This window comes from Mycobacterium sp. 1245852.3, from assembly GCF_001669335.1.
Taxonomy (GTDB): Bacteria; Actinomycetota; Actinomycetes; order Mycobacteriales; family Mycobacteriaceae; genus Mycobacterium; species Mycobacterium europaeum_A.
Window position 1 is genome coordinate 1 of sequence record NZ_LZLL01000434.1, and the last position, 13,278, is coordinate 13,278.

General features: G+C 68.2%; 17 protein-coding genes and 2 pseudogenes. 5 read left to right on the forward strand and 14 right to left on the reverse strand.

The annotated features are described in order from the left end of the window. From A9W96_RS32280 to A9W96_RS19245, 4 genes and pseudogenes are all read left to right on the forward strand, one after another. Window positions 1-200 (forward strand): annotated as a pseudogene (locus A9W96_RS32280) (dihydrodipicolinate reductase); the annotation flags it as partial. Window positions 201-362: 162 nt separating this feature from the next. Further along, window positions 363-1,328, forward strand: a complete 966-nt coding sequence (locus tag A9W96_RS19235; protein WP_066869432.1) for a class I SAM-dependent methyltransferase — start codon at window positions 363-365, stop codon at window positions 1,326-1,328. Beyond that, complete coding sequence (locus A9W96_RS19240; protein ID WP_066881405.1) at window positions 1,325-2,236, forward strand: class I SAM-dependent methyltransferase; 912 nt, start codon at window positions 1,325-1,327, stop codon at window positions 2,234-2,236. The genes A9W96_RS19235 and A9W96_RS19240 overlap by 4 nt, the downstream gene beginning before the upstream one ends. A gap of 9 nt (window positions 2,237-2,245) precedes the next feature. Then, on the forward strand, window positions 2,246-3,160 hold the full coding sequence (locus A9W96_RS19245) for a class I SAM-dependent methyltransferase (RefSeq protein ID WP_067142144.1): 915 nt from the start codon (window positions 2,246-2,248) through the stop codon (window positions 3,158-3,160). Window positions 3,161-3,173: 13 nt separating this feature from the next. Here the strand turns inward: A9W96_RS19245 and sppA are convergent, their stop codons facing one another. Further along, complete coding sequence (gene sppA / locus A9W96_RS19250) at window positions 3,174-4,949, reverse strand: signal peptide peptidase SppA (RefSeq protein WP_067142147.1); 1,776 nt, start codon at window positions 4,947-4,949, stop codon at window positions 3,174-3,176. Window positions 4,950-4,987: 38 nt separating this feature from the next. Here sppA and A9W96_RS19255 point away from each other — a divergent pair, with 38 nt between their 5' ends. After that, a complete protein-coding gene (locus tag A9W96_RS19255) occupies window positions 4,988-5,914 on the forward strand; it encodes an LLM class flavin-dependent oxidoreductase (protein ID WP_067142149.1) in 927 nt (308 codons plus the stop codon). Here the strand turns inward: A9W96_RS19255 and rplO are convergent, their stop codons facing one another. The 13 genes and pseudogenes from rplO to A9W96_RS30630 form a co-directional block, all read right to left on the reverse strand. Next, on the reverse strand, window positions 5,915-6,358 hold the full coding sequence (gene rplO / locus A9W96_RS19260) for a 50S ribosomal protein L15 (RefSeq protein ID WP_066869416.1): 444 nt from the start codon (window positions 6,356-6,358) through the stop codon (window positions 5,915-5,917). Beyond that, complete coding sequence (gene rpmD, locus A9W96_RS19265; RefSeq protein ID WP_066881399.1) at window positions 6,355-6,573, reverse strand: 50S ribosomal protein L30; 219 nt, start codon at window positions 6,571-6,573, stop codon at window positions 6,355-6,357. Before rpmD ends, rplO begins: the two co-directional genes overlap by 4 nt. Next, window positions 6,570-7,253, reverse strand: coding sequence for a 30S ribosomal protein S5 (rpsE, locus tag A9W96_RS19270; protein ID WP_066869410.1), 684 nt, complete (start codon window positions 7,251-7,253; stop codon window positions 6,570-6,572). The genes rpmD and rpsE overlap by 4 nt, the downstream gene beginning before the upstream one ends. Window positions 7,254-7,290: 37 nt before the next feature. Next, window positions 7,291-7,659: a 50S ribosomal protein L18 gene (rplR, locus tag A9W96_RS19275; RefSeq protein WP_082972484.1), complete on the reverse strand. Its 369-nt coding sequence runs from the start codon at window positions 7,657-7,659 to the stop codon at window positions 7,291-7,293. A 41-nt stretch (window positions 7,660-7,700) separates the two neighbouring features. Further along, entirely contained in the window at window positions 7,701-8,240 is a 540-nt protein-coding gene (rplF, locus tag A9W96_RS19280; RefSeq protein WP_066869404.1) for a 50S ribosomal protein L6, read from the reverse strand. Between the two features lie 23 nt (window positions 8,241-8,263). Then, entirely contained in the window at window positions 8,264-8,662 is a 399-nt protein-coding gene (gene rpsH / locus A9W96_RS19285; RefSeq protein ID WP_066869401.1) for a 30S ribosomal protein S8, read from the reverse strand. 138 nt (window positions 8,663-8,800) lie between these two features. Beyond that, window positions 8,801-8,986, reverse strand: a complete 186-nt coding sequence (locus A9W96_RS19290) for a type Z 30S ribosomal protein S14 (RefSeq protein WP_003873499.1) — start codon at window positions 8,984-8,986, stop codon at window positions 8,801-8,803. Window positions 8,987-8,990: 4 nt separating this feature from the next. Continuing rightward, window positions 8,991-9,554 carry a 50S ribosomal protein L5 gene (gene rplE / locus A9W96_RS19295; RefSeq protein ID WP_066869394.1) on the reverse strand — a complete coding sequence of 188 codons (564 nt, stop codon included), beginning with the start codon at window positions 9,552-9,554 and terminating at the stop codon, window positions 8,991-8,993. A 1-nt stretch (window position 9,555) separates the two neighbouring features. Continuing rightward, complete coding sequence (gene rplX / locus A9W96_RS19300) at window positions 9,556-9,873, reverse strand: 50S ribosomal protein L24 (protein ID WP_067142152.1); 318 nt, start codon at window positions 9,871-9,873, stop codon at window positions 9,556-9,558. Next, window positions 9,874-10,242 (reverse strand): 50S ribosomal protein L14, encoded by a 369-nt coding sequence (rplN, locus tag A9W96_RS19305; RefSeq protein ID WP_003403649.1) that lies wholly within the window; start codon window positions 10,240-10,242, stop codon window positions 9,874-9,876. It abuts the gene before it with no gap. Between the two features lie 228 nt (window positions 10,243-10,470). Continuing rightward, window positions 10,471-11,936 (reverse strand): annotated as a pseudogene (locus A9W96_RS19310) (HNH endonuclease signature motif containing protein). Window positions 11,937-11,972: 36 nt separating this feature from the next. Continuing rightward, complete coding sequence (locus tag A9W96_RS19315) at window positions 11,973-12,875, reverse strand: DUF4436 domain-containing protein (RefSeq protein WP_066869388.1); 903 nt, start codon at window positions 12,873-12,875, stop codon at window positions 11,973-11,975. Window positions 12,876-13,119: 244 nt separating this feature from the next. After that, window positions 13,120-13,278, reverse strand: a 159-nt coding sequence (locus A9W96_RS30630; RefSeq protein WP_156765322.1) for an SUMF1/EgtB/PvdO family nonheme iron enzyme, incomplete at its 5' end; no start/stop codon positions are given.

A 13,278-nucleotide genomic window follows, 5' to 3' on the forward strand; every position in this document is an offset into this window, starting at 1 on the left:
TCCGCGTGGTGATCGACGGCGAACCGCGCGTCGACGCGACGATCAGGTTCGGCGAGCCCGGGCAGGACGTGATGACCGTGCTGATGGACAGCACCGCCGTCGCGGCCGTCAACGCCATCCCGTTCCTGTGCCAGGCGCCACCGGGGGTCATCACGCCAATCGATCTGCCGCTCATCGGTTCCCGCGGCGCGTTGGGCTAACGCTGGTCGAACCCGTGATGAGCACCCGCTTATCCGCCACCGCGGAGGGCGTCGCGTCCGCCATCAGTAAAGGTTGCCGCGAAATCCGGGAAGCGTACAGTGGGAGAAGCTTGTTATATCGGCTAAGTATTAGATTGACTACCTCCGATAGGAGCACACCGTATGACTTCCACCAGGTACGAAGGCGACACCTGGGACCTGGCGTCCAGCGTCGGCGTGACCGCGACCATGGTCGCGGCGGCCCGCGCCATGGCCACCCGGGCCGACAACCCGCTGATCAACGACCCCTTCGCCGAGCCGCTGGTGAAGCTGGTCGGCGTGGACCTGCTGTCCCGGCTGGCCAGCGGCGAGCTGGACCCCGCCGAGCTGAACGACGTGCACGACGGCGCCGCGGGATCCGCCGGCGCGATGTCGCGGATGGCCGACAACATGGCCGTGCGCACCAAGTTCTTCGACGAGTTCTTCCTGGATGCGACGAACGCCGGCATCAAGCAGGCGGTGATCCTGGCCTCCGGGCTGGACGCCCGCCCGTACCGGTTGGCGTGGCCGGCCGGGACGGTGGTCTACGAGGTGGACCAGCCGCAGGTGATCGAATTCAAAACCCGCTCGCTGGCCGAGCTGGGCGCCGAGCCGACCGCCGAGCGGCGGGTGGTGGCCGTCGACCTGCGCGACGACTGGCCCACCGCGCTGCGCAACGCCGGATTCGACCCGGCCCAGCCGACCGCGTGGAGCGCCGAGGGCCTGCTCGGCTACCTGCCGCCCGAGGCGCAGGACCGCCTGCTGGACACCATCACCGAGCTCAGCGCGCCGGGTAGCCGGTTGGCCACCGAGAGCGCGCCCAACCCCGAGCCCGGCCACGAGGAGAAGATGAAGGAGCGCATGCAGACGATCTCCGAGCGCTGGCGTGCGCACGGTTTCGAGCTGGACATGGCGGGACTGGTCTACTTCGGCGACCGCAACGAGGCTGCCGCATACCTGGCCGACCGCGGCTGGCGGCTGAACAGCGCCAGCATCACGGAACTGTTCGCCGCCAACGGACTTGACCCGCTCACCGACGACGACACGCGGATGGGCGAGATGCTGTACACCAGCGGCACGCTCGGCGAGAAGGAGGAGGCAGCCCGATGACCACCGACGCGGCAAGAACCGACGGCGACAGCTGGGACCTGGCTTCCAGCGTGGGAGCGACGGCAACGATGGTCGCCGCATCCCGCGCCGTCGCTTCGCAGGGGCCCAACCCACTGCTCGACGATAAATTCGCCGATCCGCTGGTCCGCGCCGTCGGATTGGACCCCTTCATCCGCATCATCGATGGTGACGTTGACTTCGCCGACGATCCGCTGATGAACCGCAAAGCCAGGGCCGAGCAGATGACCGTGCGGACACGGTTTTTCGACGATTTCTTCATCAATGCCACCGAAGACGGTGTGCGCCAAGCGGTGATTCTGGCTTCCGGCCTGGACACCAGGGCCTACCGCTTGCCGTGGCCCGCGGGCACCGCGGTCTACGAGATCGACCAGCCACAGGTCATCGCGTTCAAGACCAACACGCTGGCAGGCCTCGGCGCGGCCCCCACCGCCGAGCGGCGGACAGTGGCCATCGACCTGCGCGAGGACTGGGCTGCGGCCTTGTGCGAGAACGGGTTTGACGTCTCGCAGCCGACCGCGTGGAGCGCCGAAGGGCTGCTGCCCTACCTGCCACCCGAGGCGCAGGACCAGCTGTTCGACAACATCACCTCGCTCAGCGCGCCGGGCAGCCGGCTGGCCACCGAACACGTGCCGGACCCCAACGCCTTCACCGACGAACGCCTGCAGCGCATCACCGAGCGGTGGCGCAGTGCCGGGTTCGACCTTGACGCAGGTGAGCTGTTCTACCGGGGTGAACGCAGCGTCGTCGTCGACTACCTGAGCGAGCACGGCTGGGATGTGACGGCCCACGCAGTCAGGGAACTGTACGCGCACAACGGCTTCGAATTTCCCGAAGAAGTGGTGGTGGCCTTCGGTGACCTGAGCTATGTCGCCGCCACCCTCAAGTAGGCTGCTTCCATGTCACGCAGTCACGACGATGAGTGGGATCTTGCCTCCAGCGTCGGCGCGACCGCGACCATGGTCGCGGCCGGGCGCGCCATGGCGTCCAAGGATCCCCGCGGTCTGATCAACGATCCGTTCGCCGAGCCGCTGGTACGCGCGGTCGGGGTGGATTTCTTCACCAAGATGATGGACGGCGACCTCGAGCTGGATGCGATCGAGAACGCCACGCCGGTGCGCATTCAGTCGATGGTCGACGGAATGGCGGTGCGTACCAAGTACTTTGACGACTACTTCGTCGACGCCACCGGCGGCGGGGTGCGGCAGGTGGTGATCCTGGCCTCCGGGCTGGACTCGCGCGCCTACCGGTTGCCCTGGCCGGCGGGCACGGTGGTCTACGAGATCGACCAGCCGCGGGTGATCGAATTCAAGAGCCGCACCCTGGCCGACGTCGGCGCGGAGCCGACCGCGCCGCGGCGCACCGTTCCCATCGATCTGCGCGCGGACTGGCCCGCCGCCCTCAAGGCGGCGGGATTCGACACCACGGTGCCGACGGCCTGGCTGGCCGAGGGCCTGCTGATCTATCTGCCGCCCGACGCCCAGGACCGGCTGTTCGACCACGTCACCGCGCTCAGCGCACGGGGAAGCACCATTGCCACCGAATTCGTGCCCGGCATAGTGGATTTCGATGCCGAACGGGTTCGGGAGATGTCCGGTTCGTTCCGGGAGCACGGCGTCGACATCGACATGGCGTCGCTGGTGTACGCCGGTGAACGCAACCATGTCATCGACTATCTGTCCAGCATCGGCTGGAAGGCCGAGGGCGTCACCCGCACGGAACTCTTCGCGCGCAACGGCATCGAGGCGCCCGCGCCGGAGAACGACGACCCGCTCGGCGAGATCATCTTCATCAGCGCCGAGCTGGCCGGCTAGAACGGCTGGGTCCCTAGAGCCGCCAGGGCCCCAGCCACAGCGCGCTGGCGCCGTTGTAGGACCGTTCGACGTTGTCCAGGACGGCGCCGACGGTGCGGCCCAACAGCGCGGCCAGCGCGTCAGGCAGCGACGCGGCCGCCGGCTGCGAGGAGGCCCGCGGCCGCAGCATGTCCAGCAGCGAGCCGCCCGGGAGGGTGACCAGGCGCACGTCGGCGTCTTCGTCCAGTCCGGCAAGGATTTTCGCCCGGCGCAGCGCGGTACGGAAGCCACCCAGTTCGTCGACCAGCCCCCGCTCGCGGGCGTCGGCACCGGTCCACACCCGGCCCCGGGCCACGCGATCGACGGCCTCGGTGGTCAGATTGCGGCCGTCGGCGACCCGCTCCAGGAAGTCGGCGTACACCAGGTCGGCCTCGGCCTCCCGGTGGGCGCGCTGCTCGGGGGTGAACGGCGTCTCGATCGACCAGGCATCGGCATTGGCGTTGGTACGCACGGTATCCAGCCCGACGCCGAGGCGCTGCAGCAGATCGCGAATCACCAGCTTGCCGGTGATCACGCCGATGGAACCGGTGACGGTCGCGGGGCTCGCGACGATCGCGTCGGCGGCCGCGGCGATGTAATAGCCGCCGGACGCGGCGACCGCACCCATCGACGCCACCACCGGCTTGCCGCGCTTGCGCGCCCTTTTCACTTCTCGCCACAGCGTTTCCGATGCGGTGACCGAGCCGCCGGGGCTGTTGACCCGCAGCACGATCGCGGCCACCGAATCGTCGGCGGCGGCTTGCCGCAGTGCCGGGGCGATGGTGTCGCTGCCCACGGTGGACGCGCCGAACGGCAGGAACTGCGGTCCCCCACGTCCGTCGACGATCGTGCCGTCGACGTTGATCACGGCCACCGCCGGTTTGGCGCGCCGTCCGGGAACCGGGGGCACCGGCGGGGCCAGCCGCGACCGGGCCGCGCCGGCATAGCGCGACACATACAGCCGCGGTGGCGTGTTCTCCTCCGAAACATCTTTTACGCCAACCAGTTCCGCGATGCGGTCATAGGCTTCGTCCCGGAATCCGATCCGGTCGACCAGGCCAGAGGACACGGCCTCGTCGCGCAACAGCGGGGCGCGGTCGGCCAGCGCGTCCAGGGCGCCGGCATCCAGCTTGCGTGATTTCCCGACCGCCTCCCACACCTGCTCCTGCAGGCTTTCCAGCATCCGGGTGACGGCCTCGCGGTGGGCCTCGGTGAAGCCGTGCTCGGTGAAACGGTTTGCCGCCGACTTGTATTCGCCGCGGGCGACGAATTGGGCCTCGATGCCGGCCTTGTCCAACGCGTCGCGCAGGAAGGTGGCATTGCTGGCGAAACCGATCAGCCCGACGCTGCCGGCGGGCTGCATCCAGACCTCACCGAACGCCGAAGCCAGGTAGTACGACAGCGTGCCCGGGTAGGTCTCGGCCCAGGCCAGCGACGGCTTGGCGGCGGTGAAAGCGACGATGGCCTCGCGCAGTTCCTGCACCGCCGCCGCCGGCGACGCCGTCAGTTGCACACGGGCGATCAGCCCGGCGACCCGCGGATCCTCGGCCGCCCGGTAGATGGCGGCCACCACGTCGCGCAGCGCGAGCTGCCGGCTGCCCCCGCTGACGAGGGCCAGGGGGTCGAAGCCCGAGGTCTCCGGCGGAATCGTGCGCAGGTCCAACTCGAGCACACAGCCGTTGGGCACGCCGTGATGACGGGCGGTATCGACCCGGCCGGCCAGCGCCCGAACGTCGTCGGCTCCGGGGATCGAAGGCAGGAAAGCGAACATGTCTGCAGACTACCGATGCACGGCCGTACGGTGGTCGGGTGAGGTTTTCCATCGCGATCCCGCAATTCGACTACGACGGCTTCGACGCAACGGGGCTGCGCGCTTTCCTCGCGCGCGCCGAGGAGCTCGAGTTCGAGGGCGGCTGGCTGCTCGAACAGATCATCGGCCCCGCACCGCTGCTGGCTCCGCTGGAGCTGCTGGCGTATTGCGCGGCCTGCACCGAGCGCCTGCGCCTGGGCGTCGCCGTCCTGGTGACGTCGCTGCACGATCCGCTGCAGTTGGCCTCGGCCGCCACCGCGGTCGACCGACTCAGCCACGGCCGCTTGGACATTGGTGTCGCGCCCGGGGGTGGTCGGCGGCAATTCGCCGCCTTCGGCGTGGACAAGGACACGTTCATCTCGTATTTCACCGAGGGCCTGGAACTGATGAAGGCGGCCTGGTCCGACGAGCCAAGGGTGACGTTTCACGGCCGGTTCCGCGACGTCGACGACCTGCCGATATCGCCCAAGCCGGTGCAGCGCCCGCACCCGCCGATCTGGTTCGGGGGCCTGGCGCCCAAGGCCCTGGCCCGGGCGGTGCGACACGGCGACTCATTTTTGGGCGCCGGTTCGTCGACCACCGAAGCGTTCGCCGGCGCCGTAACCGTGGTGCGCCGCGAACTCGAGGAGCAGAACAAGGATCCCGCGACCTTCACCATCGGCAAGCGGGTCTATTTGATGGTCGACGACGACGCCGCCAAAGCCCGCGAACGCGTGCTGGACGGCCTGGACCGCATCTATGGCCGGATGCCCGGCGTGCAGGACGTGCCGGTCTCCGGCACACCCGACGACGTGGTGCGCGGGCTGCGCGAGGTCATCGACGCCGGGGCCCAGATGGTGCTGTTGAATCCCGTCGGCATCGACGCCGCGCAGAACCACGAACAGATGGAACGCCTTGCCGCAGAAGTGATTCCGCAGCTGAGCTAGCTAGGACAGCTCGGTGGCCGAACCGCCCGCGGCGGTGATCTTCTCGCGTGCGCTGCCGCTGAACTTGTGTGCGGACACCTCGACCTTGACCGTCAGCTTGCCGTCGCCGAGGACCTTGACCAGCGAGTTGCGGCGAACCGCGCCCTTGGCCACCAGCTCGTCCACGCCGATCGAACCACCCTGCGGGAAAAGCCGATTGAGGTCGCCGACGTTGACGATCTCGTACTCGGTGCGGAACCGGTTGCGGAACCCCTTGAGCTTGGGCAGCCGCATGTGGATCGGCATCTGGCCACCCTCGAAGGTGGCCGGCACGTTCTTGCGTGCCTTGGTGCCCTTGGTACCGCGACCGGCGGTCTTGCCCTTGGAGCCCTCACCGCGACCGACCCGGGTGCGCGCGGTCTTCGACCCCCGCGCCGGCTTGAGATCGTGCAGCTTGATCGTCATTTCTTGCTACCTCCGGTACCCGCGGTCGACGCCTCGGCCGGCTCCACCTCGACGAGGTGGCTGACCACCGCGATCAACCCGCGGGTCTGTGGGTTGTCCTCGCGAACCACCGACTGGCGAATCTTGCGCAGGCCCAGGGTGCGCAGGGACTCACGCTGCTTCCAGCGGGCCCCGATGGTGCTGCGCACCTGGGTGATCTTCAGTTGACTGCTCATGGTTGTGCCCCCGACGTCTGCGCCTCGCGTGCCGCCGCGCTGGCGATCGCGTCACCTTCCCGGCGAGCCTTGAGCATTCCGGCCGGCGCAACGTCCTCGATGGGCAGGCCGCGGCGAGCGGCCACCTCCTCGGGGCGCTGCAGCAGCTTGAGCGCGGTGACCGTCGCGTGGACCACGTTGATCGCGTTGTCGCTGCCCAGTGACTTGGCCAGGATGTCGTGCACGCCGGCGCATTCCAGCACCGCACGGGCGGCGCCACCGGCGATCACGCCGGTTCCGGGGCTGGCCGGGCGCAGCAGCACCACGCCGGCGGCCGCCTCACCCTGAACCGGGTGGGTGATGGTCCCGCGGATCAGCGGCACCCGGAAGAAGCCCTTGCGGGCCTCCTCGACGCCCTTGGCGATGGCCGCGGGAACCTCCTTGGCCTTGCCGTAGCCGACACCGACCATGCCGTTGCCGTCGCCGACGATCACCAGCGCGGTGAAGCTGAATCGCCGTCCACCCTTGACCACCTTGGAAACGCGGTTGATCGCGACAACCCGCTCCAGGTAGTTGCTCTTGTCGCCGTCGCGGTCGCGGCCACCACGACCGCCGTCGCCGCGCCGGCCGCGGCTGTCGCGGTCCCCGCGCGAGTCACGGCTGTCGCCGGCGCCTTGTCCGCCGGCCGGCTGCTCCGCCATTATGCGGTCCTTCCAGTCGTGTTCAAGCTCTTCGTCATCAGAATTGCAATCCGTTCTCGCGTGCGGCATCGGCCAGCGCCGCGATCCGTCCGCCGTAGGTGTATCCGCCTCGGTCGAAGACCACGCTGTCGATGCCGGCGGCCTTGGCGCGCTCGGCGATCAGCTGGCCCACCCGCACGCTGCGGGCTTTCTTGTCCCCCTGCAGGCTGCGCACGTCGTCCTCGATGGACGACGCGGCGGCCACCGTGGTCCCGTTCTCGTCGTTGACCAGTTGCACGTGGATGTGCCGCGCGGACCGGTTGATCACCAGCCGCGGACGCTGGCCGGTGCCGGCGATCTTCTTGCGCAGGCGTGCGTGCCTGCGCAGCCGGGAAACCCGCCGAGTCGCGGATACGCTCTGCCCCACCGGCTTTCGCGCGGCGGTGCCAGCTTGTGTTTGCGCCATGATTACTTACCTGTCTTTCCGACCTTGCGGCGGATCTGCTCACCCTCGTAGCGCACACCCTTGCCCTTGTACGGGTCGGGGCGGCGCAGACGGCGGATGTTCGCCGAGATCTGGCCGACCTTCTGCTTGTCGATCCCGGTGATGGTGAATTTCGTCGGCGACTGGACGGCGAACGTGATGCCGTCCGGAGCCTCGATCACCACGGGGTGGCTGTAACCCAGCGCGAACTCGAGGTTGGAACCCTTGAGCTGCACCCGGTAACCGACGCCGAAGATCTCCATCTTGGTGGTGTATCCCTGCGTGACGCCGGTGACCAGGTTGGACACCAGGGTCCGCGACAGCCCGTGCAGCGAGCGGTTGCGCCGCTCGTCGTTGGGGCGGGTGACCACGATCGCGCCGTCGTCGTTGCGCGACACGGTGATCGGCTCGGCCACCGTCAGGTCCAGGGCGCCCTTGGGTCCCTTCACCGACACCTTCTGGCCATCGATCGTCACGTCGACTCCGGACGGGACCGGAACCGGCTGCTTACCAATGCGAGACATAGTCTTTCGTTTCCTCCCCGCCCTTACCAGACGTACGCGAGGACTTCGCCGCCCACGCCCTGTCGGGCTGCCTGGCGGTCGGTCAGCAGGCCCGAGGAGGTGGAGATGATCGCCACCCCCAGGCCACCGAGCACGCGCGGCAGATTGGTGGATTTCGCATACACCCGCAAACCGGGCTTGGACACGCGGCGCAGGCCGGCGATGCTTCGCTCCCGGCTCGGCCCGTACTTGAGCTGGACGATCAGCGACTTGCCGACCCGGGCATCCTCGGTCCGGAAATCGCTGATGTAACCCTCGCTCTTGAGGATCTGGGCGATGTTTGCCTTCAGCTTCGAGTGCGGCAACGTCACCTCGTCGTGATACGCCGAATTGGCGTTGCGCAGACGTGTCAAGAAGTCTGCGATCGGGTCCGTCATAGTCATCGAGCGCTGCTCCTCTTCATCGCTACGCTCTGCATCGTCGACATCGCGGTCATGACAGCGTTGGTACCTTCCTCGCGGTGGTTCCCGGGTTGGGCCTGTCGCGCACCTGTTCTGGGTTGGTCTTAGGGGTTGGGGCTGTTACCAGCTGCTCTTCTGCACGCCGGGCAGTTCGCCCGCGTGCGCCATCTCGCGCAGGCAGATCCGGCACAGGCCGAATTTGCGGAAGACCGCGCGCGGGCGGCCGCACTTGTTGCAACGGGTGTAGCCGCGCACCGCGAACTTCGGCTTGCGTGCGGCCTTGTTGACCAGTGCCTTCTTTGCCATCTACTCAGTTCTCCTTGAACGGAAAGCCGAGGGCCCGCAACAGCGCTCGTCCTTCGTCGTCGGTCGTCGCCGAGGTGACGACGTTGATGTCCATGCCGCGGACCCGGTCGATCTTGTCCACGTCGATCTCGTGGAACACCGACTGCTCGGCGAGCCCGAAGGTGTAGTTGCCGACACCGTCGAACTGCTTGGGCGACAGGCCGCGGAAGTCGCGGATACGGGGCAACGCGATCGAGGTGAGGCGGTCCAGGAACTCCCACATCCGGTCCCCGCGCAGGGTGACCCGCGCGCCGATCGGCATGCCCTCACGCAGCTTGAACTGCGCGATGGACTTGCGCGCGCGACGAATCTCGGGGCGCTGCCCGGTGATCAGCGCCAGGTCGCTGACGGCGCCGTTGATCAGCTTCGCGTCCCGTGCCGCATCGCCGACACCCATGTTGACGACGACCTTGGTCACCGTCGGGATCTGCATGACGTTGCCGTAGCCGAACTGCTGCTGCAACGAATCGCGAATCTCGCTGCGGTAGCGCTCTTTCAGGCGCGGCTGAACCTTTTCTGCTGTGGTCATCCTAGATGTCCTTGCCATTGCGCTTGGAGATACGAACGCGCTTGCCGGTCTCCTCGTCGACGCGGTAGCCGACGCGGGCGGGCTTACCGTCCGAGTCGACCACCATCACGTTGGAGATGTGGATCGGCGCTTCCTGGGTGACGATCCCGCCCGACTGCGCGCCCCGCTGGTTGGTCGAAACCGCGGTGTGCTTCTTGATCGCGTTGACGCCCTCGACCAGCACTCGGTCGCGGTCCGGGTAGACCTTGAGCACCTTGCCTTTGGCGCCCTTGTCCTTACCGGCGATCACCAGGACGGTGTCGTCCTTCTTGATCTTCATTTACAAAACCTCCGGGGCCAGCGAGATGATCTTCATGAACCGCTTCTCGCGCAGTTCGCGGCCCACCGGCCCGAAGATGCGCGTCCCGCGCGGGTCGTTGTCGGGCTTGATGATCACCGCGGCGTTCTCGTCGAACTTGATGTAGCTGCCGTCGGGGCGGCGGCGCTCCTTGACCGTGCGCACCACGACGGCCTTGACGACATCCCCACGCTTGACGTTGCCGCCCGGGATGGCGTCCTTGACGGTGGCGACGATGACATCACCGATGCCGGCGTAGCGTCGCGACGAGCCGCCGAGCACACGGATGCACAAGATCTCCTTGGCGCCGGTGTTGTCGGCGACCTTCAGTCGCGATTCCTGCTGAATCACTCGATCTCCTGACCTGGGTTGCGTGTGCACGGCAGGAGAACCCACTGGGTGAGCATTCGGCGGGCATGACCCACCAAAACCTGACGTGCGCGGTCTTTGTCACCGAAGGGCACGCGGGGCCGATTCACACCGGCCGAGGTCTGCCCAAGGCAACCCCTAGAGTCTAGGGGACGACCAGCTCAGAGCCAAATTCTGCGCGAAGGCGATCGAGATGGGTCGATTCTGCACCTAAAAGGGCGGCGGGTCCTCGTCGAACCCGTTGGTGGTGGGCCAGGGGTGGTTCGCCGGTGGGGCGGCTCGGGCCAGGCGTGCGTCGCGGTTGTGCCGGCGTTCGGTGGCCACGCGCGCGGCGCGGTCCTGGGCGCGGGTGCGGCGGCGTTTGGGCATCATCGCCGTGCGCTCGGCGCAGTAGTCGCGGGGCGGGTCGGCTTCGGTGGCCGGTATCGCGCCGGTGGGCGCGCACAGGCTGGGGAATAACAGTGCGCTGCCTGGGGTGGTGACGTAGGTGTGTCCGTCGGGCAGCGTCCAGATGACGGTGCCGTCGGGCAGCTGGCGGTCGCGCCAGCCCCAAAACGTCTTCATCAGATGGTGCCCACGGCATAGCGCCTTGAGGTTCGAGGCGTGCGTGGGGCCGCCGTCGGCGTACGGGATCGTATGGTCGAGGTCGCAGTCGGTGGCCGGGCGGTCACAACCCGGGGCCCGGCACGTCAGGTCGCGGCAGCGCACGAAGTCGGCCAGTGCGGCCGAGGGGGTGTAGCGGGTTTCGGCACCCGTGGGTGGGATCAGCGGCACCAGCCGCGCCGAGGCGGCCAGCTCGGCGAGCACCTCGGCCGGGATGAGACCTTCCACCCCGGGCGAGACCGCCGGGGTCGAGGCGGTGCCCTGCAGGCTGGCCTGCTCGGCGATCACGTGGATCACCACGTTGCTCTTGACCGCCCTCGGCGCGACCGCCGGGCAGTCGGAACCCCCGCAGCCACACACCAAACGCGCGCCGCCGGCGGCCAACACCCCCAACGCATCCGCACGCCGCTGCGCGGCGGTGCGCGGATCGGCCGCACACACCGTGGCGGCCAGCTCATCGAGGCGCCGATCCAACGCCTGGCCGTCGGTGGCCACCACACTGCCGCTCACATACGCCATCCCCGACTCGTGGTCGAGCACATCGACATAGCGATCCCGCAGCGCGTCCTTGGCCCGGCGCACCGCGTCGGCATCCGCTAGTGCGACCACCCGGTCCACCGCAGCACCCAGCCCACCGCGGGTCAGCGAGGGGCGCCGCGACAGCACCACCGCCAACTGCTCATCCACGCGGGCCAACACCTCGGCATCGGTGATCAAGTCAGTGCGAAACACCACCGTCTGAAACGCCCGGTAATCGATCAAACCGGCCCGAAAGACCTCACCGACCCGCGGCAACCGATCGCGCAAAGCCATCGCATACCGCAAGTAGCTATGTCCCATCGCCACACTGCACCCCAACGCCGCACCCAACTGCGCGGCCACCGCCTCCCACACGCATCCGCCGACCAGTCCGCCCGCTCCCCCGACTCCCGACACCGCAACACCAACAACTCACCGGCCGCCACCAACCGCTCGGCGGCCGCCCGCGCCTCCGCACGCCCCGCCTCACGCGCCCGATCCAGCAGCGCCCCCGACTCGGGCGTCTCCCGCGACGCATACCACCACTCGAACATAAGTTCGATCATGCCACCGGCTACCGACAAGTGCGGTCAGTCGCCCTGCCGGATCCAGGCGACGATGTACAGGGTCATCGCCGTGACCAGCGCGATGAGGACCCACTGCACGATCGCCTGGTCGATCCACGACCCGGGCGGCGGGGCCCCGGGCAGGATGTTGCGCAGCGGGACGATCGCGAACAGGTTCGCGGCGTACCAGGTGGCGAACGGCGGCAGGAACTTCCTTCGGCCCAGCGCCATCGGAATGGCGACCAGCAGGGCCAGGGTGGGCAGGCTGACCAACACCAGGCAGATGCCCAGGTCGAAGATCAGGGGGCCCTTGGCCCGCTTCAGGGTGATCACCACATTGCCGTTGTCGGTGGCGCGGGAAGTGGGCAGCGCGCTCGGGTCGTGCATCCGGTTGACGCTGACCTGCCACCCGTCCAGCGCCCCGGTCACCTCGACGCGGGCGGGCACCTTCCTGCGGTTCTCACCGGTGCCCACGAACGCGTCGGCCGCGATCGGCTCCGTCTGATAGGAGTCGAACGGCCAGTTACCCGGATCGCCGTGCGCCTCGATGGTGGTGCTGAGCTGGGCCGGCGCCTTGCCCTTCGGGTATTGCAGATCTCCCAGATCGCTTGTGGGATAAAGCCGGACCGCGACGTCGTTGGCCAGCACGTCAAACCTGTTGTCGTACTGGGCAACTCCGGGATACGCCAGCACCTCGACGGACAGCCGGTTGGCCACCGGCTTCAACTCTTCGAGGCGCAGCTGCACGATCGTGGCGTCGCCGCCGCCCTGGCTCAGGTCCAGTGGCGGCAGGGGCCCCTCTGACCGCTGTAGAAAGTGCACGCCGAACAGCGACAGGACGTAGACGATGATGACGCCCGCGAGAATGCCGACGCCAATCGCGATCCGCGGCGCCTCCCGCTTCTGCTTCGGGGCCTCGGTGGTCATCGCCGGCCGCCGCGAGCAACACCCCGCCGGGAATACCGAAGTGCTTGCTGACGCCGGGCCGGTGCCGTCGGCGAGAACCGGTCGGAAGAGGGCGACACGCCGTCAGATGTTAGCGGACCGACGCGGCCGCCCGCGCGACGAAAACTCCTGTCCAGTAACGCATCAGGCCCGCGTCACCCATCGGCCATGCGCCGTTTACATCGCCGGCTGAAAATCGGCCCCCCGGCCTGGCGACACCCATTTGCTAACCCGATGACGAGTCAGCCACGCAGCGAAACCCGATGTGGGTCGTCGCGGAGTCCTGCGATTGCGGTGACCGGGCCGCCGGACGGTAACGGTGGCAGTACTCCGGCGCGCACAGGTGGCTGCCGCCCTTCAACGCTTGGTTGACGGACGGATCGGC